At 67.0% G+C, this 20817-nt stretch carries 20 protein-coding genes; 4 read left to right on the forward strand and 16 right to left on the reverse strand.

From position 1 onward, the window contains the following. Positions 1-3: 3 nt before the first annotated feature. The 6 genes from eutA to AB3G45_RS04885 form a co-directional block, all read right to left on the reverse strand. Positions 4-780: an ectoine utilization protein EutA gene (gene eutA, locus AB3G45_RS04860; RefSeq protein WP_367829510.1), complete on the reverse strand. Its 777-nt coding sequence runs from the start codon at positions 778-780 to the stop codon at positions 4-6. Beyond that, positions 780-1442 carry an ectoine/hydroxyectoine ABC transporter permease subunit EhuD gene (gene ehuD, locus AB3G45_RS04865; protein WP_367829511.1) on the reverse strand — a complete coding sequence of 221 codons (663 nt, stop codon included), beginning with the start codon at positions 1440-1442 and terminating at the stop codon, positions 780-782. The genes eutA and ehuD overlap by 1 nt, the downstream gene beginning before the upstream one ends. A gap of 2 nt (positions 1443-1444) precedes the next feature. Then, a complete protein-coding gene (gene ehuC, locus AB3G45_RS04870) occupies positions 1445-2104 on the reverse strand; it encodes an ectoine/hydroxyectoine ABC transporter permease subunit EhuC (protein ID WP_367829512.1) in 660 nt (219 codons plus the stop codon). A 205-nt stretch (positions 2105-2309) separates the two neighbouring features. Then, on the reverse strand, positions 2310-3161 hold the full coding sequence (gene ehuB, locus AB3G45_RS04875; RefSeq protein WP_367829513.1) for an ectoine/hydroxyectoine ABC transporter substrate-binding protein EhuB: 852 nt from the start codon (positions 3159-3161) through the stop codon (positions 2310-2312). Between the two features lie 60 nt (positions 3162-3221). Continuing rightward, positions 3222-4007 (reverse strand): ectoine/hydroxyectoine ABC transporter ATP-binding protein EhuA, encoded by a 786-nt coding sequence (ehuA, locus tag AB3G45_RS04880; RefSeq protein WP_367829514.1) that lies wholly within the window; start codon positions 4005-4007, stop codon positions 3222-3224. A gap of 122 nt (positions 4008-4129) precedes the next feature. Further along, positions 4130-5551 (reverse strand): PLP-dependent aminotransferase family protein, encoded by a 1422-nt coding sequence (locus tag AB3G45_RS04885; RefSeq protein WP_367829855.1) that lies wholly within the window; start codon positions 5549-5551, stop codon positions 4130-4132. A 66-nt stretch (positions 5552-5617) separates the two neighbouring features. Here AB3G45_RS04885 and AB3G45_RS04890 point away from each other — a divergent pair, with 66 nt between their 5' ends. The 3 genes from AB3G45_RS04890 (at position 5618) to AB3G45_RS04900 (ending at position 9138) form a co-directional block, all read left to right on the forward strand. Then, positions 5618-6100, forward strand: coding sequence for an Lrp/AsnC family transcriptional regulator (locus AB3G45_RS04890; RefSeq protein WP_367829515.1), 483 nt, complete (start codon positions 5618-5620; stop codon positions 6098-6100). Positions 6101-6232: 132 nt separating this feature from the next. Next, positions 6233-7729: an NAD-dependent succinate-semialdehyde dehydrogenase gene (locus AB3G45_RS04895; protein ID WP_367829516.1), complete on the forward strand. Its 1497-nt coding sequence runs from the start codon at positions 6233-6235 to the stop codon at positions 7727-7729. Positions 7730-7764: 35 nt separating this feature from the next. Beyond that, complete coding sequence (locus AB3G45_RS04900; RefSeq protein ID WP_367829517.1) at positions 7765-9138, forward strand: aspartate aminotransferase family protein; 1374 nt, start codon at positions 7765-7767, stop codon at positions 9136-9138. Between the two features lie 52 nt (positions 9139-9190). On the opposite strand, the gene AB3G45_RS04905 is transcribed toward AB3G45_RS04900, so the two are convergent. The 7 genes from AB3G45_RS04905 to AB3G45_RS04935 form a co-directional block, all read right to left on the reverse strand. Then, positions 9191-9886 (reverse strand): gamma-glutamyl-gamma-aminobutyrate hydrolase family protein, encoded by a 696-nt coding sequence (locus AB3G45_RS04905; protein ID WP_367829518.1) that lies wholly within the window; start codon positions 9884-9886, stop codon positions 9191-9193. 22 nt (positions 9887-9908) lie between these two features. Continuing rightward, positions 9909-10874, reverse strand: coding sequence for an ABC transporter ATP-binding protein (locus tag AB3G45_RS04910; RefSeq protein WP_367829519.1), 966 nt, complete (start codon positions 10872-10874; stop codon positions 9909-9911). Beyond that, complete coding sequence (locus AB3G45_RS04915; RefSeq protein ID WP_367829520.1) at positions 10867-11781, reverse strand: ABC transporter ATP-binding protein; 915 nt, start codon at positions 11779-11781, stop codon at positions 10867-10869. Before AB3G45_RS04915 ends, AB3G45_RS04910 begins: the two co-directional genes overlap by 8 nt. Next, positions 11778-12599, reverse strand: coding sequence for an ABC transporter permease (locus tag AB3G45_RS04920; RefSeq protein ID WP_367829521.1), 822 nt, complete (start codon positions 12597-12599; stop codon positions 11778-11780). Before AB3G45_RS04920 ends, AB3G45_RS04915 begins: the two co-directional genes overlap by 4 nt. Positions 12600-12604: 5 nt before the next feature. Then, positions 12605-13540 (reverse strand): ABC transporter permease, encoded by a 936-nt coding sequence (locus tag AB3G45_RS04925; protein WP_367829522.1) that lies wholly within the window; start codon positions 13538-13540, stop codon positions 12605-12607. Between the two features lie 85 nt (positions 13541-13625). Beyond that, on the reverse strand, positions 13626-15218 hold the full coding sequence (locus AB3G45_RS04930; protein WP_367829523.1) for an ABC transporter substrate-binding protein: 1593 nt from the start codon (positions 15216-15218) through the stop codon (positions 13626-13628). Positions 15219-15273: 55 nt separating this feature from the next. Further along, positions 15274-16899: an amidohydrolase gene (locus AB3G45_RS04935; RefSeq protein WP_367829524.1), complete on the reverse strand. Its 1626-nt coding sequence runs from the start codon at positions 16897-16899 to the stop codon at positions 15274-15276. Positions 16900-17081: 182 nt separating this feature from the next. Between AB3G45_RS04935 and AB3G45_RS04940 the strand changes: the two genes are divergently transcribed. Further along, entirely contained in the window at positions 17082-18023 is a 942-nt protein-coding gene (locus AB3G45_RS04940) for a LysR family transcriptional regulator (protein WP_367829856.1), read from the forward strand. Positions 18024-18025: 2 nt separating this feature from the next. Here the strand turns inward: AB3G45_RS04940 and AB3G45_RS04945 are convergent, their stop codons facing one another. The 3 genes from AB3G45_RS04945 to AB3G45_RS04955 are packed head-to-tail and all read right to left on the reverse strand — an operon-like array spanning position 18026 to position 20748. After that, positions 18026-18826, reverse strand: coding sequence for a M55 family metallopeptidase (locus tag AB3G45_RS04945; RefSeq protein WP_367829525.1), 801 nt, complete (start codon positions 18824-18826; stop codon positions 18026-18028). Continuing rightward, positions 18823-19860, reverse strand: coding sequence for a P1 family peptidase (locus AB3G45_RS04950; RefSeq protein WP_367829526.1), 1038 nt, complete (start codon positions 19858-19860; stop codon positions 18823-18825). Before AB3G45_RS04950 ends, AB3G45_RS04945 begins: the two co-directional genes overlap by 4 nt. 36 nt (positions 19861-19896) lie before the next feature. Then, positions 19897-20748, reverse strand: a complete 852-nt coding sequence (locus AB3G45_RS04955) for a D-amino-acid transaminase (protein ID WP_367829527.1) — start codon at positions 20746-20748, stop codon at positions 19897-19899. Positions 20749-20817 lie beyond the last annotated feature (69 nt).

The following is a 20817-nucleotide window of genomic DNA, read 5'->3' on the forward strand; positions in this document are numbered from 1 at the left end:
GCGTCACCGACCGGGATAGGCGCAGGTCATCAGCCGGCCGAGCGCCGGCCGGGCCACCTCGTCGCCGCACAGGCGAAGGCACGCCCAGGCGGTGGCAAGATTGCTGGTGACCACCGGCTTGCCGACGGCGGCCTCGATCTGCGCCGCCACGCCCGCCGCGCGCACGGCGGTGCAGGAGATGAAGAGCGCGTCGCACTCCGGCGCCGTCGCCTCTTTCGCAAAGGCGACGATCTCTTCCGGCGTGATCCGCGCCATTTCGCGATCGTCGCTAAGCCCGAGGCAGGTGAAGCGGGCGATGTCGAAGCCGAGGGCCGAAAAATAGTCCGCCATCGGCCGACTGGTTTCGAGCGTATAGGGCGTCAGGACGGAAATCCGCTTTGCGCCGAGCGCCTTCAGGCCGGAAACCGCCGCGGCGGTCGGCGTGACGACGGCGGCGGTCGGCTTGGCTGCCTTGACCGCGGCTTTCACTTCCGCATCGCCGATGACGACCGAGGCCGAGGTGCAGGAATACATCACCACATCCAGCGGCTCTTCCGGCAGGATGAGCGCCGCGCCCGCCGTCAGCGAGGGCTGCATGGCGCGCAGATTGTCCGGCGTCACCGGGTTGGCATAGGGGATGCGGGTGGCGTAGACGCCGATCCGCCCGCTCGCCACCATGCGCTGGAAATCGACTTCCGTCGTGTGGTCGGTCGCCAGGATGATCAGGCCGACGCGCTTTTCCAGCGGACGGGCGTCGAGCTTCGGCGCACGGGAGGCCAGCGAGAGATCAAGGGTCCGCATCAGCGCTCCTCCAGCCGGGCATAGCGCTCTTCCAGCCAGCGCAGGAAGACGACGGAGATCAGGCTCATGATCAGGAAGAACACGCCGACCAGCGTCATCGGCTCGATATAGCGATAGCTGCTGTTGGCGACGCTCTTGGCCTGGTTCATCAGTTCCAGCACCGTGATGGCGGAGAGCAGCGGGGTCTCCTTGAACATCGCGATGAGATAGTTGGCGAGCGCCGGGATCATCGGCGGGAGCGCCTGCGGCAGGACGACATGAATCCACGTCTGTCGGCCGGTGAGGTTCGTCGCCTTCGCCGCCTCCCACTGGCCGCGCGGCACGTTCTCGATGCCGGCGCGATAGACCTCCGCCGCATAGGTGCCGTAGTGCAGGCCGAGCCCGATGACGCCGGCGAGCAGTGCCGGCAGGCGGATGCCGATATCGGGCAGCACGTAGAAGATGAAATAGAGCTGCACGAGCAGCGGCGTGCCGCGGATGAACTCGACGACGAAGCCCGTGGCCCTGGCGAGCGGCTTCGGCGCCGTCATGCGCAGGATGGCGAAGACGAGGCCGATCACGGCGGCGACGGCGGCGCCCAGCACGGTCGCCAGCAGCGTGATCTTCAGCCCCTGGAGCAGGGTGGGCATGATCTCCCAGACGAAATTCCAGTCCCATTCCATCGTCAGGTCCTCACACCATCGAGGCCGCGGGTGACGCGCCGTTCCAGCCAGCGCATGGCGGTGGAGATGGCGAGCGCCATCAGGAAGTAGAGAACGAGGATGACGGCGAAGGGGACGAGCGTGTTGCCGGTCTGCGCGCGCACCACCTGGGCCTGGAAGGTCATGTCGGTGAGCGAGATCAGCGAGACGACGGCGGTGCCCTTCAAAAGCTCGATCGCATTGTTGCAGAAGGTCGGCAGCATCAGGGGCAGCGCCTGCGGCAGGATGACGTGGCGCATCGCCTGGCCACGCGTCAGGTTGAGCGCGATGCAGGCCTCGCGCTGCTCGCGGCCGATCGCCTTGACCGCGCCGCGCACCACCTCCGCTCCGTAGGCCCCGACATTGAGGCCGAGGGCCAGGACGCCCGCCTGCAGCGGCGACAGCGTGACCCCGGCGAAGGGCAGCACGAAATAGACCCAGAAGAGCTGCACGAAGATCGACGTGCCGCGGAAGAACTCGATATAGGCGGTGGCCAGCGCCCTGGCCGCCGCGAAGCGGCTGACGCGGCCGAGCCCGGCGACGAACGCCATGACGAGGGCGAGCGCCGAGCCGAGGACGGTGAGCTGAAGCGTCACCAGCGCGCCTTGCAGGATCAAGCCTATGTAGCCGGACCAGTCGGTCATGGTGTGTTCCACGTTAACGTCAACGGAGCGGCGCCCCTCATCCGCCTGCCGGCACCTTCTCCCCGCAAGCGGGGAGAAGGGAGAACAGGAACCGGCTCCCCGCCCATCATGGCACGCGATGACGGGAAAACCTGGCCACCAGCCCCTTCTCCCCGTTTAGGGGGAGAAGGTCGCGGCAGCGGGATGAGGGGCAAATCCGCCAATTTTACTGCGCCGCGCAGAGCTTCTCGCGCGTCGTCGACATGGCGGCTGCGGCGGAGAAGCCGTAGGGCTCGATGATCTTGGCGAATTCACCGGATTCCTTCAGCTTGGCGAGTTCCACGTCGAAGGCATCACGCAGCGCCTCGTTGCCCTTCTTGAAGGCCGCGCCGTCGCAATAGACCGGAGCGCCCTCGACCGGCGCGACGACCTCGATATTCGGGTCGTTCGCCTTGGACACGAGGTCGTTGATCGACAGGACCGGCAGCGAATAGACGTCGATGCGGCCGTCCTGCAGCATCTTCAGGCCGCTCTGGCCGTCCGGCACGACGATGACGCGGTCACGCGGCACGCCGGCTTCGAGCGCCAGCTTCTCTTCCGTGCCGCCGCCCGGCGCGCCGATCTTGGCGTCCGGATTGTCGGCGATGTCCTTGTAGCTCTTCAGCCCGAGCGGATTGCCCTTCTTCAGCGCGAAGGCCTCGGCATCGCACAGGATCGGCTCGGAATAGGCGACGGCCGCGCAACGCTCCGGCTTCATGAAGAGGCCGGCGGTGATGACGTCGTGCCGGCCGGCCTGCAGGCCCGGGATCATCGCGCCGTATTCCGAGATCGAGGCGACGATGTCTTCGACGCCGAGGCGCTTGAACACCTCGCGGGCAACATCGGGCGCCGCGCCCGAAACCTTGCCGTCGGCGGCGACCGCCGTGAACGGCGGCTCGTTGGCGATGGCGACGCGGGCAAAGCCCTGCTCCTTCAGTTCCGCAAGCTTGCCGTCATCGGCGAAAGCCGGCGCGGCGGTAACGACCGCCATCAGCGCGCTCGCGCCGGCGGCCATGGTCAAAAACGTCCTCATGCTCATTGTTCCGAACTCCTCTGGCTGTTCCGTTGTTGCTTGGAGCCTTGTTTCCGAGGAAGACCCTCAGACGCGGTGCCCTGCCGCGATGATCTTGCGCAGGAAGGTCTGCGTGCGTTCCTGCCTGGGATTGCGGAAAATCTCGTCCGGCTTGCCCTCCTCGACGATCTTGCCGCGATCGAAGAACAGGATGCGGTCGGCGAAATCGTGGGCGAAGCCCATCTCGTGCGTGACGAGCAGCATGGTCATGTCGGTCTCGGAGGCGAGCTTGCGCATGACGTTCAGCACCTCCTCGACCAGTTCCGGGTCGAGCGCCGAGGTCACCTCGTCGAACAGCATGATCTTCGGCGAGAGCGCCAGGGCGCGGGCGATGGCGACACGCTGCTTCTGTCCGCCGGACAGCTGGGCGGGCATGTTCTTGGCCTTGTCGGCAAGGCCCACCATGTCGAGAAGCTCCATCGCCCGCTTCTCGGCCGCGGCCTTCGCCACACCCTTGGTCAGCATCGGCGCCAGCGTGACATTGTCGAGCACGCATTTGTGCGGGAAGAGATTGAAGTGCTGGAAGACCATGCCGATCTTCTCGCGCATTTTGTGCAGGTGCCGGTCGTCCGCCGGCACGAGGCCGCCGTTCTTCGGCATGTGGTAGAGCTGGTCGCCGTCGACCTCGATATGCCCGTCGCTGATCGTCTCCAGCGTCATCAGGATGCGCAGGATCGTCGTCTTGCCGGAGCCGGAGGGGCCGATGAGGGCGAGCTTCTCGCCCGGCAGCACCTCCATCGACAACCCGTCGAGCACGGTCAAGGCACCGTAGCGCTTCACGATATTGTCGATGCGGATGATGGGTGCGGCCATGCATGTCTCTCCCTGTCGAGACCGTGTTGGCCTAACGATGCGCGGCGATCGAAATCATGTCAATGTAGATAATAATCTCATGACAATTATTGTTTCGCCGCCCGTTTCGCGGGCACCGCGACTCAAATCGCGAGCAGCAGCGCCTCCGGGTTCCCGCTGGCCAGCGAAGCCAGAATGCCGAGCCCCGTGCGAAGTTCCTGCTCCGTCGTAGAGCCAAGGGAGATGCGCACCGCCGGCTGCCAGCCCTGGTCGGCGGTGCGGAAGGAGGAGCCGGGCGCGATGGCGACGCCGCGCAGGCGGGCCTGCGAGACGAAGCCCTCCTCCGTGTGCCCTTCCGGCAGCGGCAGCCAGACATGCAGGCTCTGTGGATGCGACCGGTAGGGCAGGCCCGCGAAGATCTCCTCCGCGATGGCGTGGCGCGCGGCCAGTGCCCCGCGCTGCCACGTGACGAGTTCCATCGCCGTGCCGTCGCCGACCCAGCGCGTGGCGATCTCGGCGATCGAGGGCGTCGCCATCCAGTTCGAGACGAGATGCCGGTTGGCGACGGCCGCGACATAGCGGTCGGGCGCGGCGAGATAGCCGATGCGCAGGCCCGGCACCGTGATCTTGGTGAAGCTCGTCACGTAGAGCGTGCGCTCCGGCGCATAGGCGGCGATCGGCGGCGCGCGTTCCTCGACGAGCGGCCCCAGAATGTCGTTCTCGATGATCGCGATGTTGTGGCGGCGCGCCACCTCGGCCAGCGCCTGCCGGCGCTCCGCGCTCATCAGCGTCGCGGTCGGGTTGATGACGGAGGGCTGCAGGAACACCGCGCGGATGACGCCCTTGCGGCAGGCCTCGTCCAGCGCCTCGGGGATCATGCCGTCGCGGTCGATCGGCAGGCCTTCGAGATGGAGGCCGAGATAGGTGGAGAGCGGCACCAGCGTGTGGTGGCTGATCGCCTCCGTGGCGACCGTCGCGCCGGGCGGGGCGACGCTCATCAGCGCCACCGTCATGCCCGACGTCGCGCCGTTGGTGAGGCTGATGTTGAGCGGCGAGATGTCGAGCCCGCAGCGCGCCAGCCATTCGGCCGCGACGTTGCGGTGGCGCGGGAACACCATGTTGGGCCGGAAGGACAGCGCCGAGCTCGACGGCAGGTTCTCCGCCAGCCAGCCGAAGGCCTCGCGCATGCGCTCCAGGTGAATCTGCTCGCAGACGGGCTTGAGGATCGACAGGTCGATCAGCTCGCCGAGCCGCTCGGGCAGATAGGGCGGCTCCGGCTCCTTCGGCCGCGTCTGCACGAAGGAGCCGCGGCCGATCTCGCCGGAGATCAGGCCGCGCCGGATCAGCTCGTCATAGGCGCGGCTGACGGTCTGCACGGAAAGTTTCAGGTCGTCGGCGAGCTTGCGGTGTGGCAGAAGGCGTGTACCGTTGGGCAGCAGTCCTTCCTGGATGGCGCGGGCGATCTGCTCGGCGAGGGAAAGATAGGCCGGCCGGCGCAATTGGGATATATCGGGTCGCCAATTTGTCATGATTTCAACAGTGCTCAAATTCAGTTCAATTGACAACGCCAAAATGCCTTTCCATTGTCTTTTTCCTCGCTTTGACATGATATCCGCCCGGAGGGCGACCGCATGAAACTCGACGCCATCGACCTGCGCATCCTGGAGGCGATCCAGGAGAACGGGCGCATCACCAAGCTGGCGCTGGCGGAGAAGGCGGGGCTTTCCCCGACGCCCTGCTGGCTGCGGCTGCGCAAGCTGGAAAAGGCGGGCATCGTCACGGGCTATCACGCGCGCGTCGCGGTGCGGCGCCTGGCGCCGGTCGCCAGCGTCCTGATGGAGGTGACGCTCGCCAACCACCGCCAAGCCGATTTCGACCGCTTCGAGCGCGCGGTGGCGGCAACGCCGGAGATCGTTGCCTGCTGGTCCGTCGGCGGCGGGGTGGATTACATCCTGAAGATCATGGCCCCCGACATCGACGCCTACCAGCGCCTCGTCGACGGCCTGCTCGACCGCGAACTCGGCATCGACCGCTACTTCACCTACATCGTCACCAAGACGGTGAAGGAGGAGACCGTCCTGCCGCTGGAAGTGCTGCTGCCTTCGCAGGAGTGACCGCGACGTAGAGAGATTGTCTACGCCGCATCGCCGGTTTGGCCAAAGTCTCTGCCGCCCGCCCCGGCAATAGACAATCTGTCGTCCCGCCTCTGGCAGACTCACCGTCGACACGAGCCAGAGGAGGCCGCCATGACCGCCCTATTCGCCCGCACCACCTTCCACGATGCGCTCGCCCGCCTCGGCGACCCTCATCTGCTGCGCGAACTCTCCTATGTCGGCGGCCGCTGGGTGGCGGGCCGCGCCGGCGACAGTTTTGCCGTGACGGACCCCGCCTCCGGCGCCACGCTCGCCTGGGTCGCCGCGCTCGATGCCGGCCAGACCGCGGACGCCGTCTCGGCGGCGGCGAATGCCTTCCCCGCCTGGCGGGACCTGCTGCCGCAGCAGCGCGCCGCGATCCTGCGCAAATGGCACGGGCTGATCCTGGAGGCGCGCGAGGACCTCGCGTTGCTGATGACGCTGGAACAGGGCAAGCCGCTCGCCGAATCCCGCGGCGAGATCGACTATGCCGCCTCGTTCATCGAATGGTATGCCGAGGAGGGAAAACGCCTCAACGCCGAGAGCGTGACGAGCCACCTGCCGGGCGCCGAGATGATCGTGCGCCGCGAGGCGCTCGGCGTCGTCGGCATCGTGACACCGTGGAACTTCCCCGCCGCCATGGTCACCCGCAAGGCGGCGGCAGCGCTCGCCGCCGGCTGCACCGTCGTCGCCCACCCCTCCAGCGAGACGCCGCTTTCCGCCCTCGCGCTGGCCGAACTCGGCGAGCGGGCCGGGCTTCCCGCCGGCGTGTTCAACGTTCTGACGGGGAAAGCCGCCACCATCGTCGGCTGCATGAACGCCGACGCCCGCGTGCGGGCCATGAGCTTCACCGGTTCGACCGAGATCGGCAGGCTGATCGCCGGCCAGTGCGCGCCGACCATGAAGCGGCTCGTCATGGAACTCGGCGGCCATGCGCCGCTGATCGTCTTCGCCGACGCCGATATCGACAAGGCGGCGGATATCGCGGTCAACGCCAAGTTCGCGACCTCGGGCCAGGATTGCCTTGCCGCAAACCGCATCTATGTCGAGCGCCCCGCCCTTGCCGCCTTCACCAGCGCCTTCAAGGCGCGCGTCGCGGCGCTGAAGGTCGGCGCGGGGCTGGAGGCGGATGTCGAGATCGGCCCGCTGATGCACGAGCGCGCCATCGCCAAGGTGGAGGAGCAGGTAGCCGACGCCGTAAAGCACGGCGCGAAGGTCCTCACAGGCGGCAAGCGCCACAAGGCCGGTCCGCTGTTCTACGAGCCGACGCTTCTGACCGAGGTTTCCGACGACGCGCTGATCATGCGTGAGGAAACCTTCGGCCCCGTCGCCGCCGTCACCGCCTTCGACAGCGAGGCGGAGGTGATCGCCCGTGCCAACGACACCGAATACGGCCTCGTCGCCTATGTCGTCACCGAGAACGGCGCGCGCCAGATGCGGCTTGCCCGCGCGCTGGAATACGGCATGGTGGCTGTCAATCGCGTGAAGATCACCGGCGGCCCGATCCCCTTCGGCGGCTGGAAGCAATCCGGCCTCGGCCGCGAAGGCTCGCGCCACGGCATGGAGGCCTTCACGGAACTGAAATATCTCTGCATCGACACCGCTGCCTGATCCCGGGCAACGAACCATACCGAAAGGAAAAGACCATGCTCGACAGACGCAACGAACTCACCGCCTGGGACCGCGACCACTTCTTCCATCCCTCCACCCATATGGGCATGCATGCCCGCGGCGAGACGCCGACGCGCGTCATCGAGGGCGGCGAAGGCGTCTACATCACGGACAGCAACGGCAAGAAGAGCCTCGACGCCTTTGCCGGCCTCTATTGCGTCAATGTCGGCTACGGCCGCACGAAGATCGCCGATGCCATCGCGGAGCAGGCCAAGAACCTCGCCTATTACCACGCCTATGTCGGCCACGGCACGGAAGCCTCGATCACGCTGTCCAAGATGATCATCGACCGCGCGCCGGAAGGCATGAGCCGCGTCTATTTCGGCCTGTCCGGTTCGGATGCCAACGAGACGAACATCAAGCTCGTCTGGTACTACAACAACATCCTCGGCCGGCCGGAGAAGAAGAAGATCATTTCGCGCTGGCGCGGCTACCATGGCTCCGGCGTCATGACCGGCTCCTTGACCGGTCTTCACCTCTTCCACAACGCCTTCGACCTGCCGCGCGCTCCGATCCTGCACACGGAAGCCCCCTATTTCTTCCGCCGGCCGGACCGGTCGATGGACGAGGAGCAGTTCGCGCAAGATTGCGCCGACAAGCTGGAGGAGATGATCCTTGCCGAGGGCCCGGACACCGTCGCCGCCTTCATCGGCGAGCCGATCCTCGGCACCGGCGGCATCGTGCCGCCGCCGAAGGGTTACTGGCAGAAGATCCAGGCCGTGCTCGACAAATACGACATCCTCTTGATCGCCGACGAGGTCGTCACCGGCTTCGGCCGCCTCGGCACGATGTTCGGCTCGGACCATTACGGCATGAAGCCCGCCCTCATCACCATCGCCAAGGGCCTCACCTCGGCCTACGCGCCGCTCTCCGGTACCATCGTCTCGGACAAGGTCTGGGAAGTGCTGGTCAAGGGTTCGGATGAACTCGGCGCCATCGGCCACGGCTGGACCTATTCCTCGCACCCGATCTGCGTCGCCGCCGGCGTCGCCAATCTCGAACTCATCGACGAACTCGGCCTCGTGGAAAATGCCGGCACCACCGGCGCCTATTTCCGCAGCGAACTCGCCAAGGCCGTCGGCGGCCACAAGCATGTCGGCGAGGTGCGCGGCGACGGCCTGATGGCGGCGATCGAATTCGTCGAGGACAGGGACGACCGCGTCTTCTTCGATCCGGGCAGGAAGATCGGCCCGCAGGTGTCGGCCGCCCTTCTGGAGCGCGGCGTCATCGGCCGCGCCATGCCGCAGGGCGATATCCTCGGCTTCGCCCCGCCGCTGTGCCTGACGAAGGACGAGGCGGACACCGTGGTGAAGGCGACGGCCGAGGCCGTGAAGTCGGTTCTCGGATAAACCCGGTCACCCCGTCATGTCGGGGCCAGCGCTCAGCAGCGTTGGCCCCGACTTAAGAACTTGCCGCCCTGATGAAAGCATCGAAGACGCGCGCGCCGGGATGACTGTCCGGGGCGAGCCGTTCCGGATGCCATTGCAGGCCCATCGCAAACGTATAAGCCGGCACCTCGATTGCCTCGATCACGCCGTCCGGGCCGCGCGCGGTGACGACCACGGCGTCGGATGCCTCGACGATCGCCTCGCGGTGGAACGTGTTCACGCTGAAGCGGTCGGCCTTGACGATGCCGGCCATTCTGGTGCCGGGCGTCACCTCCACATCGTGGAGCACATCCCCCCGGTCATGATCGAGCGCGCCGGGCCAGGCGGCGCGTATATCCGAGACCATCCGGCAGCCATGCAGGCAGGCGAGCATCTGCATGCCGTTGCAGATGCCGAGGACGGGTTTGTCGCGGTCGAGAAAGCCCTTCATCAGCGCCATGTCGACGGCAAGGCGGTCCGACAGTGGATACTGCGACCGGTCGCCCGCGACATACCATTCCGCAGGGAAATTGATACGCCCGCCGACGCTCACGAAGCCGTCGAATTCCTCGACAACGTCATCGACCATGTCGGCCGCGTAGGGAATGCCGAAGGCAAAGCCGCCAGCCCGGCCGATGGCGGAGAAATAGTGCTTCGAAACGTCGTAGCGCTCCCCGCCCGTGCTGGTGTTCTCGTCCATGATGACGGCGATCTTCGGCTTGCGGGCCATATGCTCCACCTTTTCGAACGTCTCAGCGAGACCTTGCCAACCGCACACGGTGATTCCCGGTGATCTGGACCAGCTCGGAAGGCGACGGCGGCATGAACACGTCGGGCGCGATGCTGCCGTCGGAGACGAAGCTGCGGCCTGCCAGCTGCGGCAGGTCGGCGAACCGGTCTTCCCTTGCCGCAGGGTTGAGCGCGGTATCGGGATCGGGAATGGCGGCGATCAGGCGGCGCGTATAGGGATGGGCCGGCGCTTCGAAGATCTGCCGCCAGCCGCCCTCCTCCACCACCTCGCCGAAATACATCACCAGCACCCGGTCGCTCATGTGCTCGACCACGCTCAGGTCATGGCTGATCATGATGTAGGAGAGGCCGCGCTTTTCCTGCAGGTCGAGCAGGAGGTTGATGATCTGGGCGCGGATCGAGACGTCGAGGGCGGAGACCGGCTCGTCGAGCACGACGATCTCCGGCTCGAGGATCAGCGCGCGGGCAATGCCGATGCGCTGGCGCTGGCCGCCGGAAAACTCGTGCGGATAGCGGGCCGCCTGTTCGGGCGTCAGGCCGACATCCTTCAGCATCGCCTCGATGCGGCCCTCGATCTCCGACGCCGCCGTGATGCCGTGCAGCTTCAGCGGCGCGGTAAGCGAGCTGCGCACGGACTGGCGCGGGTTCAGCGAGGCATAGGGGTCCTGGAAGACCATCTGCACCGCCTTGGCGCGCTGCATTCGACCCGGCGCGCCGGGACCTGCGAGCGGCTGGCCGCGATAGCGGATCGTGCCCTCCGTCGGCTCCTGGAGGCCGAGGATGGAGAGCGCCGTGGTGGACTTGCCGCAGCCGGATTCGCCGACGATCGACAGGCATTCGCCCTTGGCGAGGTCGAAGCTGATGCCGTTGACGGCGTGCAGCATGCGCCGCCCCGTGCCGAACAGGCCGCCGCCGGAAATCGGGAAGCGGACATGAAGGTCGTTTACTTCCAGCAGGGGATCAGTCATGGCCGGCCCCCTGCGCCCCGCGCGGCGCGATGAAGCGTGTTTCCGTCAATATCGAGCGGTCGGCGATGATGCTGTCGATATCGACGAGACGCTGGCGGCCATGTTCGCTGCGGCTGCCGAGGCGCGGCAGGGCGCCGAGCAGGCCGCGCGTATAGGCGTGGCGCGGATCCTCGAAGAGCGCCCGCGTCTCGTTCTCCTCAACGAGGCACCCCGCATACATGACCCCGACGCGCTGGCAGATGCTGGCGATGACGCCGAGATCGTGGCTGATGAAGAGCACGGCCGTGCCGCGTTCGGCGCAAAGTTCCTTGATGAGGCGCAGCACCTCGGCCTGTACGGTGACGTCGAGTGCCGTGGTCGGCTCGTCGGCGATGAGGAGATCGGGATTGCAGGCGAGCGCCATGGCGATCATCACGCGCTGGCGCAGGCCGCCGGACATCTGGTGCGGGAAGTTCCTCGCCCGGCGATCGGGATTGGGCACGCGCACATTGCCCAGCGCCTCGATGGCGAGTTTTTCCGCCTCGCCCCAGCTCTTGCCCTGGTGCAGCACGAACATCTCGGCGATCTGCCGGCCGACGGTGGAGAGCGGGTTCAGCGCCGTCATCGGCTCCTGGAAGATCATCGCGATGCGGTTGCCGCGAAGGCGCCGCATCTCGCGTTTCGGCAGGGAAATGAGGTTCTGTCCCTTGAACAGGATCTCGCCGCCCGAAACGGCGAGCGGCTTCTTCAGGAGCCCCATGACGGCAAGCGAGGTGATCGACTTGCCGGAGCCGGATTCGCCGACGAGCCCGTAGGCTTCGCCCGGCATGATCTGGAAGGAGACGTCCTTCAGCAGCGGGTGATGGGCGGAGCGGCCGACGGCGACGCCGAGCCGAAGGTTCCTTATGTCGAGAAGCGGCGCGGTCATAGCTTGCGCGTCCTCATATGCGGGTCGAGGCTGTCGCGCAGGCCGTCGCCGAGAAGGTTGAAGCCGAGCACGGAGAGGAAGATGGCAAGGCCGGGGAAGATCGCCACCCAGGGCGCGAGCTGGATGAGCTGGCGCGCATCCGTCAGCATCGAGCCCCAGCTCGGGAACGGCGGCTGGATGCCGAGGCCGAGGAAGGAGAGCGCCGCCTCGGAAAGCACCGCCGAGCCCATGCCGAGCGTCGCCATGACGAGGATCGGGCCCATCATGTTGGGCAGGATCTGCGTGAACATGATGCGCAGGTCCCCGTAGCCGAGCGTCTGCGCCGCCTGCACATAGCCCTGCGATTTCAGCGACAGCGTCGAGGAGCGGGCGATGCGGCAGGTCCAGCTCCAGTTGGTGAGGCCGAGCGCGATCAGAAGCGACGGCAGGCCGGGACCGAGCACGGCCATGACGGCGAGCGCGAAGATCAGCGAGGGGATGGCGAGCATGACATTGGTGAGGCCGTTCACCAGGTCGTCCCACCAGCCGCCCCAGTAGCCGGCGGTCATGCCGAGCGTGATGCCGATGACCGAGTTGATCACCTGCGAGACGATGCCGACCGTCAGCGAGATCTGCGCGCCGTAGAGGATGCGGGTATAGACATCGCGGCCCTGCGCGTCCGTGCCGAACCAGAAGGTGGCGTCGGGCGGCAGTTCCGAGCTCATCAGGTCCGCGTCGAGCACCGGGTCGAAGGGCGCGATCCACGGGGCGAGCACGCCGGCGAGGATGACCAGCGCCGTCAGCGTCGCACCGAGCCAGAAGTTGAAGCCGAGGCGCATTCCCGTCACTCCTGCTTGATGCGCGGATCGATCGCGGCATAGATCAGATCGACGGCGGTGTTGATGACGAGGAACCACAGCACGATGACGAGGATCGTGCCCTGCACCACGGGAATGTCGCGGATGGCAACGCTGTCGACCAGAAGCGAGCCGATGCCCGGCCAGGCGAACAGCTTCTCGATGACGACGGCCTGGCCGATCAGCGAACCGAACTGCAGGCCGACCGTGGTGACGATCAGCACCAGCGCATTCCTCGCCACATGCCAGCGCACGACCTTCATCTCGCTCATGCCCTTGGAATGGGCGGTGCGGATGAAATCGGCGTTGAGCACGTCGAGGACGCCCGCCCGCGTGGTGCGCGCCAGAAGCGCCAGCGGCGTGACGCCGAGCGTGACGGCGGGCAGGATGAGATTGCTGAACGAGCCGTCGCCATAGCCGAAGCTCGGCAGCCAGTTCAGTTGCAGGGCGAAGAGATACATCATCAGGAGGCCCAGCCAGAACTGCGGCATGGAGAGCCCCGAGACGGCGCCGATCATCGTCACCGTGTCGAGCACGGAGCCTGGCCGGAGCGCGGCGAGGAAGCCGAGCGGCACGCCGACGACGAGGGCGAAGACCATGGCGGCGATGGCCAGTTGCAGCGAAGCCCACATGCGGTCGTTGATGAGGTCGATCACCGGCTGGCGGGTGCGGAAGCTGGTGCCGAGATCGAACTGCGCGAGATCCGTGACATAGGTCGTGAAGCGTTCCAGCAGCGGCTTGTTGAGGCCGAATTCCTCGTTGAGGCGGGCGATCATCTGCGGGTCGGCGGCGCGCTTGCCATCGGCGAAGAGGCTGGCGGCGAAGGTGCCGGGCACGACGGAGAAGATGACGAAGATCAGCAGCGCCACCACGACGACCGTCGGGATGATCTGGAAGATGCGGCGCAGGGTGAAGCGAAGCATGAGCGGTTCCGTGTTGGCCGCCCTTGCGGGCGTGACAATCGATAAGGGGGGGCGACATTGATGCCGCCCCCGAACCCCTCAAGGCTTACTTGCGCGAATCCGGCGCGGTGTCGTCGATCCAGATCTCGTCATAGGGCTGGACCGCCAGTTCCGTCGCGTTGGGAACGAGGCCGTGGATCCACGGCTGGTAGGCCATGACCGCCTTGTTGTAGTTGAAGAACCAGACCGGCGCGTCGTCCTGCACGATGTTGTTGGCCTGGCGCAGGATGTCGTTCTGCTTGGCGGGATCCCGCTCCTGCTGGGCCGCATCATAGAGCTTGTCGAATTCGGCGCTCGCGTAGCTCGTATAGTTGCAGGCCGATTGCGCCGTCTTGGAATGGAAGCAGCGCAGCGCGTTCAGCGGATCGGGACCGGACAGGTTCGACCAGATGAAGGCCTGGAAGTTGTTGGTCGTCACCGCCTCGCCGAGCGCCGAGCTTTCCACCGGCTTCGGCTTCACGGTGATGCCGACCTTCTGCAGCATCGGCAGGATGGCCTCGACGATCGGCACGCCCCAGCTTTCGTTCGGGCTCGCCGTCACCTCGAATTCGAAGCCGTCGGCATAGCCGGCTTCGGCCAGCAGGGCCTTGGCCTTTTCCGGATCGAAGGCATAGGCCGGCTTGTCCTTGTCGAAGGCCGGCGAGGAGATCGGCAGCCAGCCGGAGGCCGGATAGGCCTTGTTCTTGACGAGGCGCTCGATGATCAGCGGCGCGTTGATGGCGTGGTTGATCGCCTGGCGCACCCTTTTGTCCTTGAAAGGCTCGAACGCGGGGTTGAAGCCGATATTGCGGGTATAGACCTCGGCGACCTCCAGCAACTGCCCCTTCAGCGCATCCTCGCCCTGATAGGCCTGGTACTGCGTCGGGCCGAGGATGGAGACGTCGATCTCCTTGTTGCGGAAGGCGACGTCGCGCGCGGCGTCCTCGGCCATCAGCACGATGTTGATGCGGTCGAGATAGGGCTTGCCCTCCTCGTAGTACTTGTCGAACTTCTCGACGACGACCTGCGAACCCGGCACATGCTCCTTGAAGACGAAGGCGCCGAGGCCGACGGGGTTCTTCGCAAAGCTCGTTTCGTCCTCGACATTCGACGGGTAGATGACCGTCGTGTTCTGCATCAGCGGGAAGCCGGGATTGATCGGTCCGGTGTAGGTGATCTCCAGCGTGTTGTCGTCGATCTTCTTCAGGCCGGAAATCTCGTCCGCCTTGCCGGCGATATAGTCGTCCGCGCCCTTGATGTTGGCGATGAAGCTGGCGCCCGGGAAGGCGTTCTTCGGATTGGCGATGCGCTTGTAGCTGTAGATGAAGTCGTCGGCCGTCAGCGGCTTGCCGTTGTGGAAGACGGCGTTCTTGCGCAGGTGATAGGTGTGGACCGTGCCGTCCTCGGAGACCTCCTCGGAATCGGCCAGTTCCAGCACCGGCTTGTTCTGGATCGAATCCCAGCTGTAGAGCCCGCGATGGATCGCCTGGGTGATGAACTCTTCCTGCGTGTTCGGGCTGGACTGCACGTCGAGCGTGGCGAAGCTCGAGCCGTAGGGTGCGGTGAAGACGAGCGTCCCGCCCTGGCGTTCGCCCGCGGCAAGCGCCCCGGCAGCCACGCCGAGGCTGAGCATTGCGGCCAGTGTCAGTGTCTTGAGCATGTCGTTCTCCCTCTCGTGCCGTTTCGGCATCGTTTCGATTCAGTCCGTCAGGCCGTTAGCGCGCATCATGCACGACACGGCCTGCAAGCAGGGTCAGCAGGCAGCGCGTGCCTGAGAGAATGGTCTTCGGCTCCGCGGCCAGAAGATCGTTGTCGAAGACCGCGATATCGGCCCATTGGCCGGGCAGGAGCCGCCCCTTCACGCCCTCGGCCTTCTGGGAATAGGCGCCGTATTCGGTATAGGCCTGCAGCGCCTCCTCCGGGCTCAGCCGCTCGGACGCGTCCATCACCGTGCCCTTGCCGGTCTGGCGCGTGATCATCGCATGCAGGTTCGGGAAGGGATCGGGCGAGCAAACCGGCGAATCCGAGCCGGTCGACGGTTTCAGGCCGAGGCGCGCCCAGGTGCCGATCGGATAGGACGGCTTGCCGCGCGCCTCCCCGAGCACGGAAATGTAGCTGTCGCCGAAATCGTGGATGAAGGCCATCTGCGGCGCGGGCAGGATGCCGGCGGCCTGCATGCGCGCATGCTGTTCGGGCGTGGAAAAGCCGCAATGCTCGACGCGATGGCGGCGGTCGGGATCGGGATTGGCGGCCAGCGCCTTCTCATAGGCGGTGACGAGCTGTTCGATCGCCCCGTCGCCGATGGCGTGGCAGACCATCTGGTAGCCCCGGTCGTGGCAATCCCTGACGACGGCCTCCACGGTCTCGTCCGGCAGCATCTGCACGCCGATATTGTCGGGCTCGCCCTCGTAGGGCTTCGTCATCCAGGCCGTGCGCCCGCCGGCCGAGCCGTCGAGGAAGACCTTCACGCCGCCGACGCGCAGCATGTCGTCGCCTGCGCCGGAGAGCAGCCCGGCGCGCCAGGCGTCCTCGACGATGGACACGCCCGGATCGCCGAGCAGCGTCAGCCAGACGCGCACCGGCAGGCGGCCGGAAAGCTTCGCCATCTCATAGGCCTGGATCTCGGAGAAGCCGGCGACATGGCCGACCGCCGCATCCATGCAACTCGTGATGCCGAAGGAAAGCAGGTGCCGCCCGGCCCGCTCGATGCCGTCGATCAGTTCCTCGGTGGTCGCCGGCGGCATGGCGGCCTTGACGAGGTTCTGGGCGTTCTCTGCCAGAAGGCCGTTGAGCTTGCCGTCGGTGACGCCGATCACCCCGCCGTCCGGCACCGGCGTCGCCTCGTCGATGCCGGCAAGTTCCAGCGCGCGAGAATTGGCGATGGAGACATGGCCGCAGGCCCGCGTCAGATAGACCGGGTGATCGGGCGCAGCGTGGTCGAGATCATCGCGCGTCGGATGCCGGCCGGTGTCGAGCTTGACCTGGTCGTAGCCGCGGGCGCGCACCCAGCCGCCCTTCGGCGTCGATGCGGCACGTTCGGAAATTCCCTTCATCAGCGCGGAAAGCGTCGGCGCGGCGGCGGGCGTCGCATCGACGAAGCCCATGGCGATGCCGGTCGCGATGAGATGCAGGTGGTTGTCGATGAGGCCGGGCGTCGCAAAGCGGCCCTCAAGGTCGATGACCTCCGTCGCCGGCCCCTTCAGCGCCAGCATATCCGCCGTGCGGCCGGTCGCCAGGACCTTGCCCTGCCAGACGGCGAGGGCCTCGCAGATCCCCTCTTCGCGTCCGCGCCAGATCCGGCCGTTGGTCAGAATGAGATCGGCTTCAATTGCGAATGCCATGCACGCTTCCCCCTGTCGGCACCGGCAAGCCGGCGCCATTTCCTCCACCCGCAACGTGAAAGGTTGCGGCGGACTTGGCCAATTCGCTTTTGGCACGACCCCATGCGAAATCGGCATACCTATTTCGATTGAATGACTTATGATCCGCCCTACGCATGGACAGGATCGAAAGGGAACCGGCTGTGGAACTGAAATGGCTGGAGGATTTCGTGACGCTGGCCGATACGTCCTCGTTTTCGCGCGCCGCCGATTTGCGCAACGTCACCCAGCCGGCCTTCAGCCGCCGGATCAAGCAGCTGGAAAGCTGGCTCGGTGCCACGCTGATCAGCCGCGCCACCATGCCGGCCGAGCTGACGCCGGCGGGGCGCAACTTCCTGCCCGTCGCGCAGGAGGCGATCCGCACCTTCTATGCGGCGCGGGAAGCGCTGCGCCCGTCGCACGAGCCGGGCCTCATCCGCTTTGCCGCCCTGCACACGCTGACGGTCACCTTCTTCCCGCGCTGGCTGAAGACGCTGGAGGGCGCGGGCGGCGCCTTCAGCACCTCGCTCATCCCCGACCGCGGCGGCATCGAGGCCAATCTCGACGCGCTCGTCGGCGACGAGGCGGATTTCTTCCTCACCTATGCCCATCCGGAAGTGCCGTTCCATCTCGACCGCGGGCAGTTCGCCTCGCTGACGGTCGGGCGCGACCGGCTGGTTCCGCTGGTGTCGGAGGAGATCGAGATCGCGGGCCGGATGCAGCCGGGGCACGGCCTCCTCGACCGGGCCGTCGCGCAGCCGCGGCTTGCCGTTCCCTATCTCAGCTACGGCTTCAACTCGTTCTTCGGCGTCGCCCTGTCGCGCCTCATGCTGCGGCGCCCGCCCTTCCGCCGCCGCACGACGCACGAGAACACCATCAGCGCCGGGCTGATGAACATGGCGGTGACGGGCGCGGGAATCTGCTGGCTGCCGGAGAGCCTCGCACGCGAGGAGATCGAGACGGGCCGCCTCGTGCCGGCCTCCGCGGACGAGGGCTGGAACCTCGACCTCGACGTCCGCCTCTACCGCCATGCGGCGAGCCGCACCGGCAAGGTCGAGGAGTTCTGGCGCCGAACGCGCCAGCTCCTCGAACGGACGTCCGCCTGAGATCAGACCTTCAGGAAGAGCAGCGCCCTGAGGATCTCGGAAAATTCCCTGTGCTCGAAGGCGACCGCGCGGGGGCCGTGCGCCCTGGCGCCGGGATACCACGCGGCGCGATAGGCCTCGGTCGGCGTGGAGAATTCGATCACCACCTCGTAGCGATCCGCCGTTGCGGGCAGCGCCTGCGCGAAATCGCCCGACAGCGCCGCCGCCACGCCCTCGCGGATGAGGCGGCGCGACCAGGCGGGCGAGATGGACGTCGCGGCGCGACCCCTTCCGTCCAGCGTCTCCACCGTCGCAAGACCCGGCACCATGGCCCGCGCCTCCGCGCAGATGCCGACGTCGCCGGCCAGGAAGACGGACGGCACGCCGTAGCCGGCCGCGCAGAGCGCGTTGAAGGTGAATTCGGACGCCACCTCGCCGTTCAGCAGGAGCCGCGAGATGCGCAGGTTGGAGGTATGGGCGAGCGGATTGCCCTCCGCGCCGGCCTTCGAATGGTAGCCCGTATAGATCGCCGCGGCGAAGCCGGCGTCGATGCCGAACATCATCTCGTCCGGATGGCCGGACCAGCCGCGCACGATGCGCACATAGTCGGGCAGGCGGTCGAGGAGGAGGTTGCGGCCGCTGTCATGGGCGTCCTTGATCACCACTTCCGTGGCGCCGGCCGCGCGCGCGCCCTCGCAGGCGGCGACCACTTCGCCCGTCATCAGGGCGCGGAACTCGGCCCAGTCGGGATGGGTGCGCTCGGCCTCGTTCCAGTGGGCGATGCCGGCCGTGCCTTCGATATCGGCGGAGATGAAGACTTTCATGGGGCGGGGTTCTCCTTCAGCCAGTCGGCGAGGGCGGGATAGAGGCGGCCGTTCCGCGCCCGCGTGGCGGGGGCCATGCAGAGCGCGTTCAGCACCGCTTCCTGCGCGGTCTCCGCGGCGGCGCGGAAGGCGGTGTCGATGTGATCGTCGGATAGCCTTTGCTGCGTGGCGACGGGCGCGGCCGGATCGTGCTCCACCGGGTCGGCCGTGGTGAAGCAGAGGACGACATCGCCGCTGCCATGGCCCCAGAAGGCGCCGAGCCTTGCAAGCCCCGCCGCGCCGCGGCGGGCGATGCGCTGCAACTGCCGGTCCCCCAGCGGCAGGTCCGTCGCCATGACGACGATGACCGAGCCGCGCTCGGGGCTTGCCGGCACGCGCGGATCGGGCCGTCGGCCATCCGGCAGGACGAGATCGCCGGCCGCACCGAAATTGGCGAGCACCAGCGTGCCGAGCGTGTAATCGCGCCTGCCGATGCGCATCAGCCGCGAGGCCGTGCCGATGCCGGCCTTGAAGCCGAAGGCGGTCATGCCGGACCCGGCGCCGACCGCGCCCTGCTCCACAGCCCCCGGCCGCGCCGCATCGAGGGCCGCCCCGGCGTCCGCGGGCGTCACGCCGAGCGCCTGGATATCGTTGATGCTGCCGTCGTTGCATTCGCAGACCAGCGCGTTGACCGTCGAGGTCTTGCGGCCGATCGCCGGATTGGCCGCGATGGCGCGGCGGATCAGCGCCTCGGTGCAAGCCGCCACGCCGAACGTGTTGGTGAGGAGGATCGGCGTCTCGATCGTGCCGAGCTCGGCCACCTGCATCAGCCCCGCCGACTTGCCGAAGCCGTTGACGACCTCGACCGCCGCCCGCGGTTTGATGCGGAAGAGATCGCCCGGATGCGGCACGATGGCCGTCACGCCGGTGAAAAGGCCGTCGCCGCGCAGCGAGCGATGGCCGACGGCGACCCCGGCAACATCGGTGATGGCATTGCCCGGCCCCGGCTCCAGCCGCCCCTCAGGGATCAGCCCCAGTTCACGCGCCGTCTTCATATCCGCCCCCTCCGGCCCGTCCACCCGTGAAATGCTCTAGACCGAAACGCCGGCCGCTTCCAGATAGAGCGCCTGCAGCGCCCGCGTCCGCGGTCCCGGTTTGCCGTCGCTTATCACCCGGTCGCCGATGCGAACGACCGGCATGACGAGGCTGGAGGCGGAGGTCTGGAAGGCCTCCACGGCGTCCTGCGCCTCCCCCGGCGTGAAGGCGCGCTCCTCGATGGTGAGGCCCTCGGCGGCACAGAGCCGCGCAAGGGCGCGCTGGGTACAGCCCGGCAGGGTGGCCTGCGAGGCGGGCCGGGTGAGGATGCGGCCGTCGGCGGTGACGAGATGGGCGGTCGAGGAGGCGCCTTCCGTCACCAGCCCGTCCTCCACCAGCCAGACGTCGTCGAAGCCGCGGGCACGGGCCGCCTGCTTGGCCATGACCTGGCCGAGCAGCATGGCGGTCTTGATGTCGCGCCGCTGCCAGCGTGGATCGGCGACAAGGTCGACGGAGATTCCGTCCTTCTGGCCCTTGGTGCCGACGAGCGTCCTGGCCTGCGTGAAGCCGACGAGCCGCGACGCAAGCGCCGGCGAATAGAGAAAGTCGCGGTCGGCCTCGCCGCGCGAGACCTGCAGGTAGACGGTGCCGTCCTCAAGGGCGTTGCGGGCGATGAGCTCCTGTTGCACGGCGACGATCTCCGCCCGATCGAGCGCCAGCGGGATATCCAGTTCCTTCAGCGAGCGTTCGAGCCTGGCGAGATGCAGGTCGTTGTCGATCATCCGCCCGCTTATCACCGCCGTCACCTCGTAGACGGCGTCGCCGAACAGGAAGCCGCGGTCGAACAGCCCGATCCGGGCGTCCTCCTCCGGCACGAATTGACCGTGGACGTAGACGATCCTGCCCATCTGTTCCTCTTGCTCACCTGTTGCCTTCGGCGCGGAACATTGGTGCGACTTGCCGCCGCTGACCAATTC

It is taken from the genome of Shinella sp. S4-D37 (assembly GCF_040812195.1).
GTDB lineage: Bacteria > Pseudomonadota > Alphaproteobacteria > Rhizobiales > Rhizobiaceae > Shinella.

Coding starts and splice junctions, on each gene's coding strand:
- AB3G45_RS04930 (WP_367829523.1), bottom strand. CDS start 15,218: ATGCTCAAGACACTGACACTGGCCGCAATGCTCAGCCTCGGCGTGGCT.
- ehuA (WP_367829514.1), bottom strand. CDS start 4,007: ATGGCCGCACCCATCATCCGCATCGACAATATCGTGAAGCGCTACGGT.
- ehuD (WP_367829511.1), bottom strand. CDS start 1,442: ATGGAATGGGACTGGAATTTCGTCTGGGAGATCATGCCCACCCTGCTC.
- AB3G45_RS04955 (WP_367829527.1), bottom strand. CDS start 20,748: ATGGGCAGGATCGTCTACGTCCACGGTCAATTCGTGCCGGAGGAGGAC.
- AB3G45_RS04895 (WP_367829516.1), top strand. CDS start 6,233: ATGACCGCCCTATTCGCCCGCACCACCTTCCACGATGCGCTCGCCCGC.
- AB3G45_RS04925 (WP_367829522.1), bottom strand. CDS start 13,540: ATGCTTCGCTTCACCCTGCGCCGCATCTTCCAGATCATCCCGACGGTC.
- eutA (WP_367829510.1), bottom strand. CDS start 780: ATGCGGACCCTTGATCTCTCGCTGGCCTCCCGTGCGCCGAAGCTCGAC.
- ehuB (WP_367829513.1), bottom strand. CDS start 3,161: ATGAGCATGAGGACGTTTTTGACCATGGCCGCCGGCGCGAGCGCGCTG.
- AB3G45_RS04945 (WP_367829525.1), bottom strand. CDS start 18,826: ATGAAAGTCTTCATCTCCGCCGATATCGAAGGCACGGCCGGCATCGCC.
- AB3G45_RS04915 (WP_367829520.1), bottom strand. CDS start 11,781: ATGACCGCGCCGCTTCTCGACATAAGGAACCTTCGGCTCGGCGTCGCC.
- AB3G45_RS04890 (WP_367829515.1), top strand. CDS start 5,618: ATGAAACTCGACGCCATCGACCTGCGCATCCTGGAGGCGATCCAGGAG.
- AB3G45_RS04900 (WP_367829517.1), top strand. CDS start 7,765: ATGCTCGACAGACGCAACGAACTCACCGCCTGGGACCGCGACCACTTC.
- AB3G45_RS04910 (WP_367829519.1), bottom strand. CDS start 10,874: ATGACTGATCCCCTGCTGGAAGTAAACGACCTTCATGTCCGCTTCCCG.
- AB3G45_RS04950 (WP_367829526.1), bottom strand. CDS start 19,860: ATGAAGACGGCGCGTGAACTGGGGCTGATCCCTGAGGGGCGGCTGGAG.
- AB3G45_RS04935 (WP_367829524.1), bottom strand. CDS start 16,899: ATGGCATTCGCAATTGAAGCCGATCTCATTCTGACCAACGGCCGGATC.
- AB3G45_RS04905 (WP_367829518.1), bottom strand. CDS start 9,886: ATGGCCCGCAAGCCGAAGATCGCCGTCATCATGGACGAGAACACCAGC.
- AB3G45_RS04920 (WP_367829521.1), bottom strand. CDS start 12,599: ATGCGCCTCGGCTTCAACTTCTGGCTCGGTGCGACGCTGACGGCGCTG.
- ehuC (WP_367829512.1), bottom strand. CDS start 2,104: ATGACCGACTGGTCCGGCTACATAGGCTTGATCCTGCAAGGCGCGCTG.